We start from the raw sequence: 18623 nt of genomic DNA on the forward strand, positions 1-18623 counted from the left end.
GTACTGCGACAGGCCTCCGATGGTGAAGGGCAGCTTTTCGACGGCCTCGTGGGCCGGCATGTAGTCAAGGTCGAATTCGCTGTCCTTCAAGGCGTTGACTARCGGCGTCGCRCCGAGATGGAAGGTGACGCTGCCGAACTGGTCGAASCCTTTGTAATGCGTCGCCGAGCTCATCCAGCTCTCGCCGACCAGCAGGACTTTTGTTTTGGTCATGGTGACGTTCTCCAATTCTGGCTGGTCAGCCTGTTGCTTTCTGGGTAGCGCGGATCCGGTAAGCCATTGATCTAGCTTGCTACCGCGTCGCTGTTGGCCGCGGCAGCGGCCTTCAGCGTGGCAAAGTCGGCAATGTATCCCTGCGCGCCCTCGACCGTCGTCGTCAGACTTGCGCCGGTCGCGGCGTAGCGCGCGGCCGTTTCCAGCGACGCGCCATGCAGCCAGAGACTGAGGAAGATGCCGGCGAAGCTGTCGCCGGCGCCGGTCGCATCCACCCGGTTGACCGGCAGCGCCGGCACTTCGATCTGCGGTCCGCCCGTCGCCGGAAAGACAACTGCGCCGAATTCCCCCAAGGTGAGCACGACCGTCCCGCGTGGTTTGATCCGTGACAGCACCTGCCGCACCTCATCGATCATCGACGCCATGCGCGCGCTGAAGCCGTAGATCTCCCTGATCGTCACGTCGTTGATGAAGGTGAGGTCGATCTGTTTGACCATCTGCGCAAAGACCTCAGGCGTGCGCGCGCTTTTGGGCAGGCCGGGCGAATGCAGGCTCACCTTCCAGCCCGCCTGGTGAAAACGAGCTATGGACGCCGTCATCGTTTCATAGTGGAAGCCCTCGATGTGCAGGCACGTCGGGCGCTGCTCGGGCTGGATATCGAGGTTGGCCGTAAGGTCGACCTCGCCCAGCTCGAACGGCTCGCTGATGATGGTGCGGCTGCCGTTGCGCTCGATGATGACGATCGCTTGTGACAGCCGGTTGTTCGGCGTGCTGCGGATGGGTAGGGCGTGGACACCCAGTTTGGAAAGCTCGCCCAATGCCCAGTCGCTCTCCGCGTCCTGGCCGACTGCAGTCGCCAATTCGACGTCGAGAGCGTAGGGCGCGCCAACGCCTGCGGCGGCGACCGCGAGATTGGCCGCGGGACCACCCAACGCCTTTTCGATGTGGCTTGCGGTTATCCGGTCGTCGCGGTGCGGCAGCACGTCGACGCGGCACAGGAAGTCGACGCTCACCCGGCCCGCGACGAGAAGTCTAGGCAAATGATCGAGATTTTTTAGCCGCTGCGGTGCGCGGCCGGGAAGGGAGCGCGCAAACGAACTTGGACGGTACATCAAGGCCGCTACCGCCTTTTCGATACGGTCTCGCGTGCCTTCCTTGAGAGCCGCAGTTCCGTTGATGAAGTTCGAGACCGTGCCGATGGAGACACCGGCGGTTCGTGCGACATCCGCTATTGTGGGGCGCTTGCGTTGCAACAACCTGGCTCCTTTTGAAGCGTTTCAAACGCTAGCAACGGAATCGCGCAACCTCAACGAAACCATCTTCTAAAGAATCGATGAAAGGCATCTCAAATTGGAATATCGATCCGGCAATCGCCTCAATTCTGAAGTGGATCTTTCCAATATTGAAGGATTTTCAATCCAGCGAAAAGCGAGCATCTAGCGGGCGGATGACGGAACAGCGAAAGTAGCCTCATCACTGGTCAGCCCACATCGGCGCGTTAGGAGCGCGCTCGGATGCGCTTACCGTGCGCGAAGCCGGATTCAGCTAGACGGCGACCAAGGCGGTGGAACGCTCGCGAAGGACGAGGCGGTGGGCTGACCGAGAAAGAGCTTGCCGGGAAGGACTGGCTGCCGATACCGTTGAAGGCCTATCTTCGAACCGAGCACGGTGACCGCGCGGTGGACCTGATGGCGGCGCTGAAAGGCGCGATCGATCCGCAAGGCTTGATGAATCCGGGGAAGATCTTCTAGCATCCGCCCGACTTGGCCAAGGATAGAACGAGAAACTGCGTGTACGTTCCGATCCCCTTCGAGACCGACCTTTCAGTCAGGCCCGAGGGTCAAGGCCTTCTTCGACGCGACCACGAACACGGTCAGCTACGTGGTCGGGGATCCCAACTCGAAGTCTTGCGCTGTCATCGATTCCGTTCTGGACATCGACTACGCGGCCGTCCGGGTCGCTTAGCACTCGGCCGACAGGATTATCGAGCAAGTCAGGCTGTGATGCGCTAAGTATGTGCGTTACCGAGCACCGCCCGGAGCCCTGAGTCGTTCTGGCGGAGACGTTCCTCGATCCATTGCGCGGTGCGGTCGTAGGCGTCCGAAAACAACTCGGAATGCCGACTCCAATCCATGAAGCTGATCGTGCTCGAAACCTGCGGACAGACCAAGACATCCTCGTCGCCGACGGCAATGTCTTGCGGCCCGTGTGTCAGCATACTCGCGGCAATAACCTGAAGCATGCTCGGAACCTGCGGCAAGCGGGCACGGCCGAAAGGGTTCAGCAGGGCGACCGCCAGTTCCGATCTTCCGGGGATGCGGTCATAGTCGATGGGGTATTTTTGCGGTCCACTGGACCCAAAGCTCACGATGACATTGGGGCCGGTCTTGAGTTCCCTCATCTGTTCCAGCGGCAAATTGTTCATGATGGCGCCGTCTACAAGCATATCGCCGTCAGCCGTAAAGAACGGCGGCAGGACACCCGGGATCGAGCCGGATGCCCGAACGGCTTGCCAGAGTTTTCCACGACGGTGGACATGGGGCTGACGGCTGCTCAGATTGGTCGAAAGTGCAAAGAACGGAAGCCAAAGATCTTCGATCAGAACGTCGCCGTATTCCGCCCGAAGGGCTCGATCGAAGGTTTTGTGATCTAGAAGCGCGAAACGCGGCAAGGTGGGGCGCCGAAACGCCCGACTCTTGACAAATATGTTGTGCGTGCCGCGGTCGATCTGCTCCGCGTCCAATCCTCTTGCGAAGCCGGCCATCATCGCCGCTCCGGAACTCGTCCCGCCGAGATAGTCGAAGCGCCCGCCCGCCTGGAAGAAGGCCTTGTAGACGCCCAGATGGGCGCTGCCCAGGGACCCACCCCCCGCCGCCACGAAGCCACGTGCCTTGCAGGAAATAAATCGAACCAGGCGCTGGATATCAGCCCCGTCCTCCAGCGCAACGTGATGATGCTGGCCGACATAGGGACGCTCGTCGAGCCACGCAGAGGTGCCGGAGACCGCAGCCGAGCGATTGTCGTGAATTAGGACAAGCCGACCGGTCGCTGGTGGATGGACCGATAGCGCCAATTCCTCGGACGCGTTCAAGCGAGGCGAGGAGGACGCGTCAGCCAGCAATAGGACAGTATCGGCCTGGCGAATGCAGACTCGTGTCCATTCATTAGGTTCTTCATCGGCGACGTAGACAACGAATTCAGCTTGCGCCTCCAGTTCGTTCAACCAGTTAAGGACCGGCTGGCCGTCGATCGGACGACCTGCGAACTTCGCGTGGACGTCAAGCCGGGAAACGAACTGAGCGCGCGTGACCGCGCCGAACTCTTGCTGTAGGTGCCCGATGAAAACCGGTGAGATGCGACTTCCGCCGGCTGCAATGATGGCAAGCGTTCGGATCTTGGCAGGATTCTGGGGACGTGACAAAATCGGAGATTGCGTGGCGAACCGGCGCGCCAGAAATATTGTGACCGCCTCTCTCAGGTTCGGCAAAGCCTCTGCCGCCATCTCGAAATGATTACGACTGATTTCAAGGACGATCGAATCGCGCGCTGCAAGGACAGTGGCCGTACGGGGCAGTCCTGCAAAGAAACCAATTTCGCCGACTAGCTCGCCCTGTGCGATCTCGGCGACCGAGCCAATCGGCTCTCCTTTGTGTACCGTAAAGCGACCGGACAGCACGACGAAGAACCTGTCCGATGGATCGCCTTCGCGAACCAAGACCTCACCGCGCCTCAGGACCCGACGGTCGGATTCGGCAGCCAAAGCCTCGAGCGCCAGCAACGACGCCCGATCGAACATCAATGTCGCCGACAATAATCTCGCGGCGAGAGAATCGACGGAGGACATTTGAGCCATCCCGGGGACACGTTCGCTCCGGTGATTGTATCCTGTACCGCTCGTGTTTGCAGCGTCGCAAGGCTCGATCCGAGCCGAACCGCAACGTTGCCGGCTGGAGTCCGTCTATGGATCAAAATTCTGATGTGCCGACCTTATGCCAAGCATTGGTTCACTGTGGCGTCTGCGAGGCGCTCGATCCGCGGCAACTGGTGGGATTCGCCAGGCCATCTCGAAGGCGCGCCGTGGCTGCGGACGTTCAAGCGAAGGGCGAGACTCCCAACGGCCAGCCGTGCAGCCACAGCCCGAACATTGCGAAAGCCACCAAGCCGATGCCCACAGCAATCAGGTGGCTAAGCGGTCGCACGACCGCGGGTGCCGGATCCCCGCTGGCAGGTGCGGGCGGCCGCGCCATTGAGGACGCTGGAGCGTGAGCCGCGTTCGCCGTCGAGATCCGCGCCCGCATTTATCTTCTACCGAATGGCAGCTTGCGCCTCATGTCGGTCATAGAGGCAAATATTGGTGGTGCGGGAAAACGGACCTTACCGTCGATCCTGTGGAAGTTCGAGGGTGCGCCACCCACGATGACAGTCAGAAGAGAGTAAGCGGAGGCTCTTCGGGTTCAGACTGCGTAAAGGCCAAGAACTCGGGGTGCGGAACTCGTTGACGGACCAGTTCCCTGGCCGGCCTATCGGCCGCAGATAGTGGGGATATGCCAGCGCTTCCGAGCATCTGCTTCCCGGAAGCCGGCGGGCTGCTTTCGACGAATTGCGTTGAACAACTCTCGAAGTGACCTTGGCAACCATCGGTCCGCGACTGTCTCCTTCCAGATCGGGTCGGGCGCGCGGTGTCACGCAACAGGTTGCTTGGCGGTTCGAACATCAGCCCCGTATTTCTTCAGCGTGCGCCTTCACCAGATCGGCCATGCTGTCGAATCGGAAATCCACCACCGGCACCTCGCCTGGGTTCATCGTGGCGCCGAAGCCCTGATCCGCATGCCGGCGATGGATCCAGCACGATGTCAGGCCGAAGCGGTTGGCGGGAACGTGATCGTGGAACATGCTTTCCGCGGTGTGTAGGATCTCTCGCTTCTCTATCCCGATTGTACCGAGCTTTTCGAGCATATAGTTGAAGTTCCGGTCGGAAGGCTTGTAGGAGTCGATATCTTCCGCCGTATAGATCGCGTCGAAGTCCACGCCGAGCTTCTTGTTGCTGAACGAGAAGCTTTTGTTGTCGACGTTGGAGAGGATGATCAGCTTGTAGTGCTTTTTGAGGTACTGCAAGGCTTCAGCGGTGTCGGCAAAAGCCGGCCAATCCTTCACGCTTTCGCCATACGCCACGCATTCCTCAGGAGTGACGATGACACTCCACTCCTCCGCAAGTCGCTTGTAAACGATCGCCAGAAGATCGCGGTAGCGTTTCCCCGGCGTCCATTTCTGCTGGCTGGATTCGTGCCGGGCGTGCGCCTCCAGAATGTCGTTCCGGTTCAACGTGCGGGCGGCCCGTTCGGTCAGCGGCCTCAGCCCGTCGATCATGCCGGATTCCCAATCGATCAGGGTGCCGTAGCAGTCGAAGGTCAGGGCTTTGAAATCTGTGAGCTTCATGGGTTTGCCTCCTTTGATGTGCGTGGGTGAAGCGACGCCGGCGTGGATCGCGATCAATCGCGAGGTCGATTTCGCCTCGGGGATTAGCCGATCTGCTGCTGACGGAGCTGAAAGTCCTTCGCCGCTGCGCTGCCCGACGAGGTGAACCAGACACCGAACAGTGTCACCGCAAGGCCAGCCAGCATCGCCTTCGAAAGCGGCTCGCCGAACATCGACCAGCCCCAGAGCATCGTCACCGGTGGGCTGAGATAGATCACGCTGCTGACCTGTGAGGCGGTGTAGAGGCGCAGGCTTACATAATACGTGCTGTAGCAGAAGAAGGTCGAAAACAGCACCAGCCAAGCGATGCCGAATCCAAACCGGGCATCGAGGGGCGGCATCAGCCCGCCATTCCATTCGGCGCAAGCGGCGAAAAGGATTGCTGCCGTCAGGCATTGAATGCACAGGCTCTGATGGATGGGCATATTGATCGTCCCCATCCGCTTCTGCACCAGGGTTGCCAGCGCCAGAACCATCATGGAAGCGACCGTCAACAGATATGCCCAGGCCGGGGCCGTCCCGAGGCTCAGGCCGTCCAGCGAGACGATGAGAACGCCCGTCGCTCCGAGGGCCGTTCCGATCCATTGTCTCCCTGTCAGGCGGTGTCCCAGCACCGGCTGTGACAAGGCCGCGATGGCGAGCGGGACAAGATCGGAAATCAGCGCGATAAGGCCGGTCGGCACGCGCTGGCCGATGGCAAGCGCGAATCCGCCGAGATAGAGGAACATCATAGCCACGCCGAAGACCATCTGCTGGACCAGGGCACGGGCGCTTATGCGCGGTCCGATCAGGAGAGCAAATGGCGAGAGGATCAATCCGGACATCAGTGTCCGCCAGAACAGCACCAGCATGACATCGGCATTCTCGCTGGCGTAGCGGATGCCGACGAAGCCGGAACTCCAGCTTACGACCAGCGCCGTCGCCATCATTGGCCACACGAGGCGATGGGCTTTGGCGTGCAGGAGCGTCATGGCATCTCTTTGGTCAGGCGCCCGTGACCCATAAGCGGATCACGGCCAATTTTGGCGCGGACTATTGACGACACGCACGCGCCTTTGCATATGACAAATTTCGATATGATCATGAAGTGGTCCTAAAACCGGCATATCGACTTGCCTGGGGGACATCAGAGGATCAGAGATTGGCGCGTCTCTTTAGTTTCAAGCGAGTATTGTCATGGCTGGAGTGATGACCCGCCGCCTGGATGTCGACGCCTTGCGCGCGCTCGTCGCGATTGAGAAGCACGGCGGCGTGACGCGCGCGGCCGAGATTCTCGGCCTGTCGCAGTCGGCCRTCAGCCACAAGATCAGGAGGCTTGAAACGAGTCTCGACTGCGAAATCCTCACCCGGAAAGCAAATGCGCCGATGTTCACCACGGCCGGACAGGATCTGCTTGGCTATGCGCGGCGCATTCTTGGCATCCATGACGAGGCGGTCCTGAGCCTGTCGAAAAGCACTATGCAAGGCAAGATCGCGCTGGGAATGACCGAGGATACGACGTGCACGGACCTTTCGCGCATTCTCGGCCGCTTTCGCCGGCTCTACCCGGAGGTGAGCGTCCGCACGCAGGTGCGCATGAGCCTCGTGTTGCAGGAGCAGCTCAGCCAGGGAGCCCTTGATGCCGCCATCATCCAGGTCTTCCAGCACGAGGTCCGCCCCGCCGATATCCTCCTGTTCCGCGAGACGCTGCATTGGGTGAAATCGCGAGACCTGGTGCTGTCGAACGGGAAGCCAATCCCATTTTTATCCTTCGATGAAAACTGTTTTTATCGGCGCTGGGGCATGGACGTCGGGCAGGACGAGGATACGGTGTTCGAGACCGTGTTCGAATGCTCCAGCGCGGCCGGAATCATTGCAGGCGTTACCGCGGGGCTCGGAGTCGCGATCTTGAGTCAGCGGTACCTGCAGCCCGATATGGAGATTGTCGACAACCAGTTCCCAAAGGCTCCAGACCTGGCTTATGTAATCAGGCGCGCGCGCAATCCCAGGAACCCCGCGCTAGAGACTCTGGTCAGGGAGATCGAGGCTGAGGTAAAGCGTTACGGGACGCTTCAAATCGCCGTATGAGGGCGCCGCGCTGCGAAAGCTGGCACGTCAATCCTTCGGCTGTTCGCCGGCAGTTCGTCCATAGCTGGCCGTTTCTCCCGCTCTTCCAACAAGATTACACGGCAGTTCGCCGCCCTCAAAACAAGGGCCGTTCTGGCGCAAAGCCCCTGGGGGTGTAACGCTGGATGTATAGGTCGGCCTTTCGCGCAAAACATCCCGAAAGCGGACGTTCCGTTTTCGGCCCCACTTCGGTCATTCACTACAAGGGAGTTCCTGGCGACCTGCGGCTACATCGGCGATATCTCGAAGCCTGTAGTTAGTCGCGTTCATCGTCCTTAGGTTCGCCAGACCATACGAGAGAATACGAAGGAAATGGCTTGGCGGACCATCCGTTAACCTATTGATTTCATATAGGAAATGTTGACCTTCCGGGCATGCGACATTGGTCGCCTAGTTTCGCGGTTTTTCGACCGGCCAGTATGATTTTCGGAGGTTGGAGGTTCGTCTCGGCGTTTGGTGAACCGTCGCTGTAGGGTAGACGGAAGCGTGGAAGCTTCGGCAAAGGGGCGTATGGGGAGAGGAGGGGATGGTGCCCAGAGGCGGATTCGAACCACCGACACGCGGATTTTCAGTCCGCTGCTCTACCAACTGAGCTATCTGGGCCTGTTCCGGCAAACGATATCTCGCACACCGGATCTCATGAGGCACCATGGGCGCCCCTTGAAAGCGCGTGGGTTATAGCACGGGAATCCGGCCTGTCCAGCGCCCAGATGGCGATTTCAGACAGGAAATGAGACGCCGTGCAATGGCCCGGTTCCGATGCCGTAGCGACGGGCGGAACGGCTTGCGGCGCGGTCCCATTTCGGCCGGCGCCGCCCTTGTGCGCTTTGCCGTCGCGGACCGCAACGGCGTGACCCGTCTTTCAGCCGACGATCAAGATGCGACAATGCATTTGCAGCGCCAGGCAGCACCGCCTGGTCGCCGGGTTCTATCTGGCGCCAGACACCCCTCTGCGAAAATCGGAGGGCGACATGCCGGCCAGCTTGCGGAACGATTTGTTGAAGGCGCTGAGCGAGCCGAAGCCCGAATCCATGGCGACGCGGAGCACATTGGCGTCCTGGTGCATCAACAGCGCCTGCGCGTAGCTCAGCCGCAAAAGGTTGACATACTCGTTGAGCGTCATGCCCGTCGATTTCTTGAACAGGCTCATGGCGTATTTGGGATGGATGTCGGCTGCCGCCGCGATGTTCACGCAATCGATGTCGTAGAGGAAGTTCTCGGCGATGAAATCGCACATGCGCCCGACGTTGCGCGACGACTGCTGGTCGAAGGCGCTGCCGGTTTCCTGGCCGATCGGGGTTGCGGATACGAGCCGGTAGGGCTCGAACCGCACCCGCTCCAGCCGCAGCAGCAATTCGTTGACGGCGTGTTCCGCCTTGGCCTGGTCGCCGGACCGGGCGTAGCGGTTCCAGCGCTCGAAATTATGGTTGTCGGAGGGGTCGGTGGCACTCGTCACCAGTGTGGCACCCGTCATCAGCCGGTGCCGGATGTCCGTGGGCAGGTGCAGCCGGAAAAAATGCACCAGCGGCAGGTGCGCCCCGGCATAGACGGCGTCGTCGGACAAATCGTCCATCTGGTGCGGCAGGCCGCCCCAGAACAGGCACATCTCGCCGGCAGACAGCGAAATCTCGTGGTCGTTCATGCGGTAATGCACGCTGCCCCGCACGATGAAATTCACTTCGACCTGGGCATGCCAATGCGGTTTGAGCATCACCAGAGGACTGGTGTGAAACATTTGCAGCAGCAGCGGCAAGCCTTCCACGCTGCTGGCACCAGGCTGGTAAAACGGTCGTTCCGGCATCTTACTTTCCGCCAATTTCATATTCCCTTTGACGGCGACAGGCCCTGCCCACTGCATAGTCTAGCCACGCTCACAGTGAGAGAGCAAATGGAATGGGAGGATTTCAATGCGCATCACAATGACCTGCGCCGCGCTCGCGCTCGCCCTGGGCTCTGCCCCGGCCTTTGCGCAATCCGGCGAAATCACGATCTGGAGCTGGAATGTCGCGGCTTCATCGCTGAAGGCGACCGTTGCCGGCTTCAACAAGCAATTTCCCGACGTCAAGGTGACGGTCCAGGATCTCGGCAACCAGCCGACCTACGACAAGTCGATCGCCGGCTGCGCCGCCGGAGGCGTCGGCCTGCCCGATATCGTCACCATCGAGAACGGCGAGGCCGAGAATTACTGGAGCCAGTTCCCCGACTGCTTCGTCGACCTGCATACGCTGGGCTATACCGCCGAGGACCAGAAGAAATTCCCCGACTTCAAGCGCACCGAGCTCGAAGTCGGCGACAAGGCCTATGCAATGCCGTGGGATTCGGGTCCTGTGGCGGCCTTTTACCGCCGCGACTTCTACGAAAAGGCCGGCGTCGATCCGGCATCGATCAAGACCTGGGACGATTTCATCGCCGCCGGCAAGAAGATCCAGGCCGCCAACCCGGGCGTCTCGATGACCAATGCGGATTTCAACGGCGACAGCGAATTCTTCCGCATGATTTCCAACGAGCAGGGCTGCGCCTATTTCGCCGAGGACGGCCAGTCGATCACGATCAACCAGCCCAAATGCGTCGATGCCATGACCAAGGTCAAGGAGATGAAGGACGCCGGCATCGTCTCTTCGGCCGACTGGGGCACCAAGATCACCAACAACACCGCCGGCACCGTCGCCACCCAGGTCTATGGCGGCTGGTATGAAGGCACCATTCGCACCGAATCGTCCGGTGAAAACGGCAAATGGGGTGTCTACCTGATGCCGAGCCTCACCGCCGACGGCCCGCGCGCCGCCAATCTCGGCGGCTCCTCGCTGGCCATCACCTCGGCGTCCAAGAACAAGGAGGCCGCCTACGCCTATCTGAAATACACGCTCGGAACCAATGAAGGCCAGATCACCATGCTGAAGGACTTCGGCCTGGTGCCCTCGCTGGTGTCGGCGCTCAATGACCCCTATGTCGCGCAAGGCCTGCCCTACTGGGGCGGCCAGGCGGTGTGGAAGGACATCCTCGGCACCTTGCCCAAGGTCGTCCCGAGCCGCGGCACGCAATTCMAGAGCGACGCCGAAATCATCGTCCGCGCCGTGCAGACCAAATATCTGGCCGGCGGCTACCCCGACGCCAAGGCAGCACTCGACGATGCCGCAAGCCAGATCGCCGCGGCGACCGGATTGCCCGTCAAATCTTGATCTGGACCGAGACGGTCCCGGGCGGCATTGATGCTGTCCGGGGCCGAACGCGCCACGTGTCTCGGCACGGGCGCGCCCCCCCTTGAACGCGGAAAGGAGGCTACGATGCGCTATCAGAATGCCACGGCGTATCGCTTCCTCGCGCCGTATCTGCTGATCTTTGCGATCTTCTGGGTGTGGCCGATCATCGATTCGTTCATGATCTCCTTCCAGGCGACACGTACCGTGCCATGGCGGTTCGCGCCCACCTTCAACTGGGGCCGGTTGATCGGCGACCCCGCCTTCTTCAACGCCCTGAAGAACACGCTGCTCATCCTCGTCATTCAGGTGCCGGTGATGATCACGCTGGCATTGGTGATGGCGGTGCTGTTGAACTCGCCGCTGCTCAAGGCGCGCGGCCTGTATCGCTTCGCCTTCTTCGCCCCGGTCGTGGTCGGCGAAGTTGCCTACTCGGCGGTCTTCCGGCTGATGTTCAACCTCAATTTCGGCATCGTCAACAAGCTCTTGAACAGCGTCGGCCTGCCCAGCGTCGACTGGTTTTCCAACGTCACGCCGGCGATGGCGCTGATCATGATCGCGGTCACCTGGCGCTGGGCCGGCTACAACGCCATCATCCTGCTCGCCGGCATGCAGTCCATTCCCGAAGATGTCTACGAGGCGGCGACGCTCGACCGCGTCAGCAAGCTCAAGCAGTTCTTCTTTATCACTCTGCCGCTCTTGAAGCCGGTCATCGTGTTCTGCCTTGTGCTGTCGATCATCGGCACCATGCAGCTGTTCACCGAACCCTTCCTGATCACCGAGCGCGGCGGACCCGGCGGCGGCACCGAGACGCTTGGCCTGTTGCTTTACCGCCAGGGTTTTCGGTCGCTCAACTTCGGCTACGCGTCGGCCGTCGCCTACACCATGGCCGGGCTGGCGATCGCGATCACGCTGGTGCAGCTGTGGCTGACGAGGGAACCGAAATGAGTTCCCTCTCCTCCGCAAGGCTGGGACGCAGCATCGCGCTGCATCTGTTCCTGACGCCGCTGGCGCTGATCTGGCTGTTTCCGCTGTGGATGATGGTGGTGTTCTCGACCATGCCGGACAACGGCATCTTCAGTCCCGGCATCGAGCTTTTGCCGCATGGCAATTTCATGGACAATTTCAACAATCTGCAGCGTGACACCGACTTTGTCGGCGCCATCGGCATTTCGGTCTCCGTGGCGGTGACCTACACGTTCCTGTCGGTGCTGCTGACGTCGATGGCCGGCTGGGCGCTGGCCCGCTACAGGTTCGTCGGCAAGGGCCTGGTTGTCGCCATCATCCTCGGCACCATCACGCTGCCCTATGCGGTGGTGCTGATCCCGCAATTCATCATGGTTGCGCGCGATTTCAAGCTTGCCAACACCTGGGTGGCCCTGATTGTGCCGCCGCTGTTCAATTCGCTCGGTGTGCTGTTCATGCGGCAGAGCTTCTCGATGATGCCGGACGACCTTTTCGATGCGGCGCGCGTCGAGGGGGTGAAGGAATGGCGCATCTTCCTCTTCGTCGCACTGCCCCTGGCGCGGCCGATGCTGGCGGCGCTCGCCATCATCCTGTTCCTCGCCTCCTGGAACAACTATTTGTGGCCGCTCCTGATCAACAGCCAGCCCGGTTCGATGACGGCGCCGGTGGCGCTCGGCACGCTGATCGGCCTGACCAAGGTGTCGTGGGGCGGCATCATGGCGGGCGCGGTGATGCTGACGGTGCCGATGCTTGTCGTCTTCGTGCTTCTGCAGCGCCATTTCATCGCCGGCATCGCCGCCGGCGCGATCAAGTAAGGGACAGCATGGCGACAGTCACGCTCAACAATGTCATCAAGCGCTTCGGCGTCTTCGAGGTCGTCCATGGCGCCAACATCGACGTCAAGGATGGCGAGTTCGTCGTCTTCGTCGGCCCCTCCGGCTGTGGAAAATCGACGCTGCTCAGGATGATCGCCGGGCTCGAGGACATCAGCGGCGGCGAGATCGCCATCGGCGGCAAACTCGTCAACGATGTCGAGCCGGCCGACCGCGGCATCGCCATGGTCTTCCAGTCCTACGCGCTCTATCCGCACATGAGCGTCGAACAGAATCTGAGTTTCGGGCTCAGGATGACCGGCAATCCGAAGGCCGACACCGACCGGCGCGTCAAGCGAGCCTCAGAAATCCTGCGCATAAATGAACTGATGAACCGGCGTCCCAAGCAATTGTCGGGCGGCCAGCGCCAGCGCGTCGCCATTGGCCGCGCCATCGTGCGCGAACCGCAGGTGTTCCTGTTCGACGAGCCGCTTTCCAATCTCGACGCCGAATTGCGTGTCCAGATGCGGGTCGAGATATCGCGCCTGCACAAGGAACTCGGCACCACCATGATCTATGTCACGCACGACCAGACCGAGGCGATGACACTCGCCGACAGGATCGTCGTGATGCGCGCCGGCCATATCGAGCAGATCGGCCGGCCGCTCGATCTTTATGACAATCCCGACAATCAGTTCGTGGCGGGTTTTGTCGGCTCGCCGAAGATGAACTTCATCAGCGGCCGCATTGTCGGGCGCGATGCACATGGTGTTGTGGTCGAACTGGCCGGTCAGGAGAAGACCCGTATCGCGCAACCGCTGACGAGCGCTGTACCTGAAGCAGGGAGCAAGGTCATGGTCGGGGTGCGTCCCGAACATTTCGGCAGCGCCGGAGAGGGCGACACCGACCTTGTGGTGCGCATCGACGTGGTCGAGCACCTGGGCGGCACAAGTTTTCTCTATGCCAGAACGGCGAACGGCGACGACGTGGTGATCCAGCGCGACGCGGCAAACGTTCCCGATGCGTCCGAGATCACGGTTTCCATCCGCAAATCCTACCTGTTCGATGAAAAAGGGCTGCGGCTGCGCTGACGGCCGCCGGTTCAAGCCTTCAAGGAGAATGACAATGACTTCAACAACGCCCATTCGCTGGGGCATTCTCGGCCCGGGCAGCATCGCCCAGGCCTTTTCCGGTGGCGCGGCCGCTTCGCGCACCGGCAAGCTGGTTGCCATCGGCGCGCGCAACCCCGCCAAGCCGGGTCTCGCCGAGAGTTTCCCCGGCGCCCGCATCGTTGATGGCTACGATGCCTTGCTCGCCGATCCCGACATCGACGCCATTTACATCTCGATACCGCATCCCGGCCACGCGCAATGGGCGATCAGGGCGGCGGAAGCCGGCAAACACGTGCTTTGCGAAAAGCCGCTTGCGCTGACCGCCTTCGAGGCCGACGCCATGATCCATGCCGCGCGCAAGGCCGGCACCTTTCTCGGCGAAGCCTTCATGTACCGGCTGCACCCGCAGACGCTGAGGCTGGTCGAACTGATCAGATCGGGCGTCATCGGCGATATCAGGATGATCAAGTCGAGTTTCGGCTTTGCCATGCCGGGCTTCATGCCGGAGCATCGGCTCTATGCCAACGATCTTGCCGGTGGCGGCATCCTTGATGTCGGCGGCTATCCGGTCTCGATGGCGCGGCTGATTGCCGGGGCGGCGGCGGGCCTCCCCTTCGCCGAGCCGGACAAGGTGGTTGGTACGGCCCACCTTGGCCAGTCCGGTGTCGACGAATGGGCCTCGGCGCTTCTGCATTTCCCGGGCGGCATCATTGCCGAAGTTTCCTGCAGCATCTCGCTCAACCAGGACAATGTGCTGAGAATCTTCGGCGCCAGGGGCCGCATCGAGGTGCCGGACTTCTGGTTCGCCGGAGGCGACCGCAACGTCGGCCTCGGGCGGATCGACGTGATCGGATCCGATGGCGCGCGTGAGACCATCAGCGTCGACGAAAAGCGCCATGTCTATTCTTTCGAGGTCGACGCCGCCGGTGAGGCCATCCTCGCCGGGCGGCAAGAATTCGCATGGCCGGGCATGGACTGGGCCGACAGTCTCGGCACCTTGCGCGTCCTCGACAGATGGCGGGCGGCAGCGGGCCTGGAATACGGGATCGAGAAGGCCCCGCAGCGCACCAACACCATCTCCGGCCGGCCTTTGCGCTCCGGCGGAACGGCGATCGCCAAGCGCACCATTCCGGGCCTATCGAAGCCGGCGTCGGTGGTGGCGCTCGGCTTCGAGGATTTCCGCACGTTTTCTTCCGGGTCGATCCTGCTCGATGCCTTTTTCGAGGCCGGCGGCAATCTCTTCGACACCGGCTATGTCTACGGCGGCGGTTACACCGAGGCGCTGCTTGGCGAGTGGCTGAAAAACCGCGGCGTGCGCGCGCAATCGGTGGTCATCGCCAAAGGCGCGCATTCGCCGCTCTGCTATCCCGATGTGATCGGCAAGCAGCTTGACCAGTCACTCGACCGCCTGCAAACCGACCATGTCGATGTCTATTTCATGCATCGCGACAATCCGGATGTGCCGGTCGGTGAATTCGTCGATGCGATGGATCGTGAGGTGAAAGCCGGCCGCATCCGCGGCCCGTTCGGCGGCTCGAACTGGACGATGGAACGCATGGACGAGGCTATTGCCTATGCCGAGCGGACCGGCAAACAGAAGCCCTGGGCATTGTCCAACAACTTCTCGCTGGCCGAGATGCTGGAGCCGATCTGGGCCGGGTGCGTGACCTCCTCGACCGATGCGTGGAAGACCTGGCTGGCCGCCCGGCAGATGCCGAACTTCGCCTGGTCGAGCCAGGGGCGCGGCTTCTTCACCGACCGCGCCGGGCGCGACAGGCACGACAATGAGGAACTGGTGCGGGTCTGGTACTCGGAGCGGAATTTCGGCCGCCGCGACCGGGCGATCGAACTTGCCGCGCGGCTGGGCAAGAGCCCGATCCATGTTGCACTGGCCTATGTGCTCAATCAGCCCTTCCCATCCATTCCGCTGATCGGGCCACGCACCCTGGGCGAGTTGGACGACAGCCTGCGCGCACTCGACATCACGCTTTCGCCGGCCGATCTCGAATGGCTGGATGGCGGCAGGCTGCACGCTGCCTGATGCATGTTGCCCAGAAGTGCGCAGCGGTTTTGGTCGACATGCATGAAACCACGATCCTAAGGCGGCGTCAGGTCTCGTCGTCCGGCACGCTGGCGCCGCGTCTGGCCGGGGTTCTCATGCTGGCATACATGCCGGTGGTGCGGAATTGGCTGGGCGTGATGCCGTAGCAGCGGCGGAAGACCTTCGAAAAATAATTCGCGTCGTCGAAGCCGCACAGGATGGCGACTTCCTTCACCGGCAGGAAGTCCACCTTGGTCAGCAGCTTCGCCGCGCGTTGCAGGCGCTGCTGCAGCACGAACTCGGCGGGCGGCAGGCCTTCGCTCTCGGCGAAACAGCGTGAGAAATGGGCCCGGCTGAGGCCACTGATCTGGACCAGGTCCGCCACCTGCAGCGGCTTGTCGAGATTGGCACTGATGTGATCGATGACCGGCTGCATGGCACTCTGTTTTTCGGCAAAGGCATGCGAGCCGAAGACATCGTCATAGAGCGCCATCGCGGCTTCGTAGGCGACGGCCGAAGCAGCACCCGGCGAAGCGGCGCCCTTGATGAGGCGCAGGCTGCAATCGGCAAGATGATCGATCGTTGCCGGCTGCAGCCGAAACACCGGACCCGACGTCCCGAGTATGGATTTGTGGATGCGCAGCGCCTCATCGCCGTTCATGGAAATCCAGAAATATTCCCAGCGTTCATCCTTGGCCAGCCAGTAGCGGTGGTTGTGCGGCACCAGCACAAGCAATGTGTCTTTCTTCTGCAGGCGGTAGTTGCGGTTCTCATAGCGCAGCCGGCCTGTCCCGCTGATCGTGTGCTGGAGCACGGTGAACGGTGTCTGGCCCCGCTTGCGGCCGTCCCAGTCGTAGATCTCGTCCTCGCGCACTTCATAGCCCGTGCTCGTCGGCATGGCGTGCAGGCGCTGGCGGCCGCGGGGCAGCGAGATCGTGCGCATGGACTGTCCGTTGGCTATCAAATCCTGCAGCACAAAATTACCCTTCAAAGCACAATCCTTCTCTGGTCGCGCTCCCGAATAAGCGCATAATCCCCTTCGAAAAGCGAGAGAGATCCGCAGTCGAGGAGCGGAAAGGGAGGTTGGCATGGCCGGATTCCGGCGTGTCCTGCACACATGTCGTGGCATGTGGCGGAACCTTTCCTTGTCGTTCCTTGCCTGCCATTCGAACGAAATGAGGTCCGGCAGATGAGTTTCAAAATCGCTATCATTGGTGCCGGCAGCGTTGGATTCACCAAGAAGCTGTTCACCGATATTCTGTGCGTGCCCGAATTCACCGACATCGAATTCGCGCTGACCGACGTCAGCGCGCACAATCTTGAGATGATCAAGGCGATCCTCGACAGGATTGTCGAGGCAAACAGTCTGCCGACCAAGGTGACGGCGACCACCGACCGCCGCAAGGCAATCGAAGGCGCACGCTATGTCATCAGCTGCGTGCGGGTCGGCGGCCTCGAAGCCTATGCCGACGATATCAGGATTCCCCTGAAATACGGCATCGACCAATGCGTCGGCGACACGATCTGCGCCGGCGGCATTCTCTATGGCCAGCGCAACATTCCGGTGATCCTGGATTTCTGCAWGGACATACGTGAGGTTGCCGAGACGAACGCCAAATTCCTGAACTACGCCAACCCGATGGCGATGAACACCTGGGCGGCGATCGAGTACGGCAAGGTCGACACCGTCGGGCTCTGCCACGGTGTCCAGCACGGCGCCGAGCAGATCGCCGAGGTGCTGGGTGCGAAGTCCAGGCAAGAGCTCGACTATGTCTGCTCCGGCATCAACCACCAGACCTGGTTCATCGATCTGCGCCTCAACGGCCGCGAGATCGGCAAGGACGAACTGGTCGCCGCCTTCGAGGCGCACCCGGTCTATTCCAGGCAGGAGAAGCTGCGCATCGATGTCTTGAAGCGCTTCGGCGTCTATTCGACTGAAAGCAACGGCCATCTTTCCGAATATCTGCCCTGGTACCGCAAACGCCCCGACGAGATCACGCGCTGGATCGATATGTCCGACTGGATCCATGGCGAGACGGGCGGCTATCTGCGCTACTCGACCGAAACCCGCAACTGGTTCGAAACGGAATACCCGCAGTTCCTCGAAGCGGCATCACAGCCGATCGATCCCAAAAAACGCTCTAACGAGCATGCCAGTCACATCCTGGAGGCGCTGGAGACCAACCGCGTCTATCGCGGCCACTTCAACGTCAAGAACAATGGCGTGATCACCAACCTGCCGCAGGACGCCATCATCGAGTCGCCCGGTTTCGTCGATCGTTTCGGCATCAACATGGCCGCGGGCATCACCTTGCCGGAAGCCTGTGCGGCCACCTGCATCTCCTCGATCAACGTCCAGCGGATGTCGGTCCATGCCGCTATCGCCGGCGACATCGATCTGCTGAAGCTCGCCGTGCTGCATGATCCGCTGGTCGGCGCGGTTTCAACCCCGGAGGAGGTCTGGCAGATGGTCGACGAAATGGTCGTCGCCCAGGCAGCCTGGCTGCCGCAATATGCCCACGCGGTTCCGGCCGCCAGGGCGCGGCTGTCGACATCCGGGGTCAAGACCCGCGAATGGGCTGGCGCGGCGCGGCGCAGCGTGCGCTCGATCGAGGAATTGCGCGCCGAAAAAGCCGCGCTGAAACAAGCCGGCTGAAATTTCATGCGGTGATGGTGGATCTACGGGAGGCGGATCCACTGC

At 61.4% G+C, this 18623-nt stretch carries 15 protein-coding genes and 1 tRNA gene; 8 read left to right on the forward strand and 8 right to left on the reverse strand.

The window, feature by feature from the left end; translation table 11 throughout:
• Positions 1-213 (reverse strand): glutamine amidotransferase (locus tag AC1D0I_RS08065; RefSeq protein ID WP_477394227.1); only part of this gene is annotated, 213 nt, incomplete at its 3' end.
• A 71-nt stretch (positions 214-284) separates the two neighbouring features.
• Positions 285-1466 (reverse strand): carbohydrate kinase family protein, encoded by a 1182-nt coding sequence (locus AC1D0I_RS08070; protein ID WP_477394229.1) that lies wholly within the window; start codon positions 1464-1466, stop codon positions 285-287.
• 387 nt (positions 1467-1853) lie between these two features.
• Between AC1D0I_RS08070 and AC1D0I_RS08075 the strand changes: the two genes are divergently transcribed.
• Positions 1854-1964, forward strand: a complete 111-nt coding sequence (locus tag AC1D0I_RS08075; RefSeq protein ID WP_477394231.1) for an FAD-linked oxidase C-terminal domain-containing protein — start codon at positions 1854-1856, stop codon at positions 1962-1964.
• 257 nt (positions 1965-2221) lie between these two features.
• Here the strand turns inward: AC1D0I_RS08075 and AC1D0I_RS08080 are convergent, their stop codons facing one another.
• From AC1D0I_RS08080 to AC1D0I_RS08090, 3 genes are all read right to left on the reverse strand, one after another.
• The gene (locus AC1D0I_RS08080; protein ID WP_477394232.1) at positions 2222-4057 is read right to left on the reverse strand and encodes a patatin-like phospholipase family protein; all 1836 of its coding nucleotides are present in this window, start codon (positions 4055-4057) and stop codon (positions 2222-2224) included.
• An 869-nt stretch (positions 4058-4926) separates the two neighbouring features.
• The gene (locus AC1D0I_RS08085) at positions 4927-5649 is read right to left on the reverse strand and encodes a haloacid dehalogenase type II (protein ID WP_477225400.1); all 723 of its coding nucleotides are present in this window, start codon (positions 5647-5649) and stop codon (positions 4927-4929) included.
• Between the two features lie 83 nt (positions 5650-5732).
• Entirely contained in the window at positions 5733-6659 is a 927-nt protein-coding gene (locus tag AC1D0I_RS08090; protein ID WP_477394234.1) for a DMT family transporter, read from the reverse strand.
• Between the two features lie 205 nt (positions 6660-6864).
• Between AC1D0I_RS08090 and AC1D0I_RS08095 the strand changes: the two genes are divergently transcribed.
• Positions 6865-7755 carry a LysR family transcriptional regulator gene (locus AC1D0I_RS08095; protein WP_477394236.1) on the forward strand — a complete coding sequence of 297 codons (891 nt, stop codon included), beginning with the start codon at positions 6865-6867 and terminating at the stop codon, positions 7753-7755.
• A 566-nt stretch (positions 7756-8321) separates the two neighbouring features.
• Here AC1D0I_RS08095 and AC1D0I_RS08100 read toward each other — a convergent pair.
• A tRNA-Phe gene (locus AC1D0I_RS08100) sits at positions 8322-8397 on the reverse strand.
• 325 nt (positions 8398-8722) lie between these two features.
• A complete protein-coding gene (locus tag AC1D0I_RS08105; RefSeq protein WP_457153786.1) occupies positions 8723-9616 on the reverse strand; it encodes a helix-turn-helix domain-containing protein in 894 nt (297 codons plus the stop codon).
• Positions 9617-9701: 85 nt separating this feature from the next.
• On the opposite strand from AC1D0I_RS08105, the gene AC1D0I_RS08110 reads away from it, so the two are divergent.
• The 5 genes from AC1D0I_RS08110 to AC1D0I_RS08130 all read left to right on the forward strand — a co-directional run bounded on the left by AC1D0I_RS08110 (position 9702) and on the right by AC1D0I_RS08130 (position 15922).
• Positions 9702-10973 carry an extracellular solute-binding protein gene (locus AC1D0I_RS08110; protein WP_477394238.1) on the forward strand — a complete coding sequence of 424 codons (1272 nt, stop codon included), beginning with the start codon at positions 9702-9704 and terminating at the stop codon, positions 10971-10973.
• Between the two features lie 105 nt (positions 10974-11078).
• Positions 11079-11939 (forward strand): carbohydrate ABC transporter permease, encoded by an 861-nt coding sequence (locus AC1D0I_RS08115; protein ID WP_477394240.1) that lies wholly within the window; start codon positions 11079-11081, stop codon positions 11937-11939.
• Entirely contained in the window at positions 11936-12772 is an 837-nt protein-coding gene (locus AC1D0I_RS08120; RefSeq protein WP_477289631.1) for a carbohydrate ABC transporter permease, read from the forward strand. The genes AC1D0I_RS08115 and AC1D0I_RS08120 overlap by 4 nt, the downstream gene beginning before the upstream one ends.
• A gap of 8 nt (positions 12773-12780) precedes the next feature.
• Positions 12781-13860: an ABC transporter ATP-binding protein gene (locus AC1D0I_RS08125; RefSeq protein ID WP_477394242.1), complete on the forward strand. Its 1080-nt coding sequence runs from the start codon at positions 12781-12783 to the stop codon at positions 13858-13860.
• Between the two features lie 34 nt (positions 13861-13894).
• On the forward strand, positions 13895-15922 hold the full coding sequence (locus AC1D0I_RS08130; RefSeq protein WP_477394244.1) for an aldo/keto reductase: 2028 nt from the start codon (positions 13895-13897) through the stop codon (positions 15920-15922).
• 67 nt (positions 15923-15989) lie between these two features.
• Here AC1D0I_RS08130 and AC1D0I_RS08135 read toward each other — a convergent pair whose 3' ends face one another.
• Positions 15990-17051 carry an AraC family ligand binding domain-containing protein gene (locus AC1D0I_RS08135; protein ID WP_477394423.1) on the reverse strand — a complete coding sequence of 354 codons (1062 nt, stop codon included), beginning with the start codon at positions 17049-17051 and terminating at the stop codon, positions 15990-15992.
• A gap of 60 nt (positions 17052-17111) precedes the next feature.
• Between AC1D0I_RS08135 and melA the strand changes: the two genes are divergently transcribed.
• Positions 17112-18578, forward strand: a complete 1467-nt coding sequence (gene melA, locus AC1D0I_RS08140; protein WP_477394246.1) for an alpha-galactosidase — start codon at positions 17112-17114, stop codon at positions 18576-18578.
• The last annotated feature ends 45 nt before the right edge of the window (positions 18579-18623 follow it).

Source organism: Mesorhizobium sp. P2_D1 (assembly GCF_056404455.1).

What these genes read in the sequence shown, in the direction of transcription:
- AC1D0I_RS08080 (WP_477394232.1), bottom strand. Translation starts at nt 4,057, where the DNA reads ATGTCCTCCGTCGATTCTCTCGCCGCGAGATTATTGTCGGCGACATTG.
- AC1D0I_RS08085 (WP_477225400.1), bottom strand. Translation starts at nt 5,649, where the DNA reads ATGAAGCTCACAGATTTCAAAGCCCTGACCTTCGACTGCTACGGCACC.
- AC1D0I_RS08090 (WP_477394234.1), bottom strand. Translation starts at nt 6,659, where the DNA reads ATGACGCTCCTGCACGCCAAAGCCCATCGCCTCGTGTGGCCAATGATG.
- AC1D0I_RS08105 (WP_457153786.1), bottom strand. Translation starts at nt 9,616, where the DNA reads ATGAAATTGGCGGAAAGTAAGATGCCGGAACGACCGTTTTACCAGCCT.
- AC1D0I_RS08115 (WP_477394240.1), top strand. Translation starts at nt 11,079, where the DNA reads ATGCGCTATCAGAATGCCACGGCGTATCGCTTCCTCGCGCCGTATCTG.
- AC1D0I_RS08120 (WP_477289631.1), top strand. Translation starts at nt 11,936, where the DNA reads ATGAGTTCCCTCTCCTCCGCAAGGCTGGGACGCAGCATCGCGCTGCAT.
- AC1D0I_RS08125 (WP_477394242.1), top strand. Translation starts at nt 12,781, where the DNA reads ATGGCGACAGTCACGCTCAACAATGTCATCAAGCGCTTCGGCGTCTTC.
- AC1D0I_RS08130 (WP_477394244.1), top strand. Translation starts at nt 13,895, where the DNA reads ATGACTTCAACAACGCCCATTCGCTGGGGCATTCTCGGCCCGGGCAGC.
- AC1D0I_RS08135 (WP_477394423.1), bottom strand. Translation starts at nt 17,051, where the DNA reads ATGCCACGACATGTGTGCAGGACACGCCGGAATCCGGCCATGCCAACC.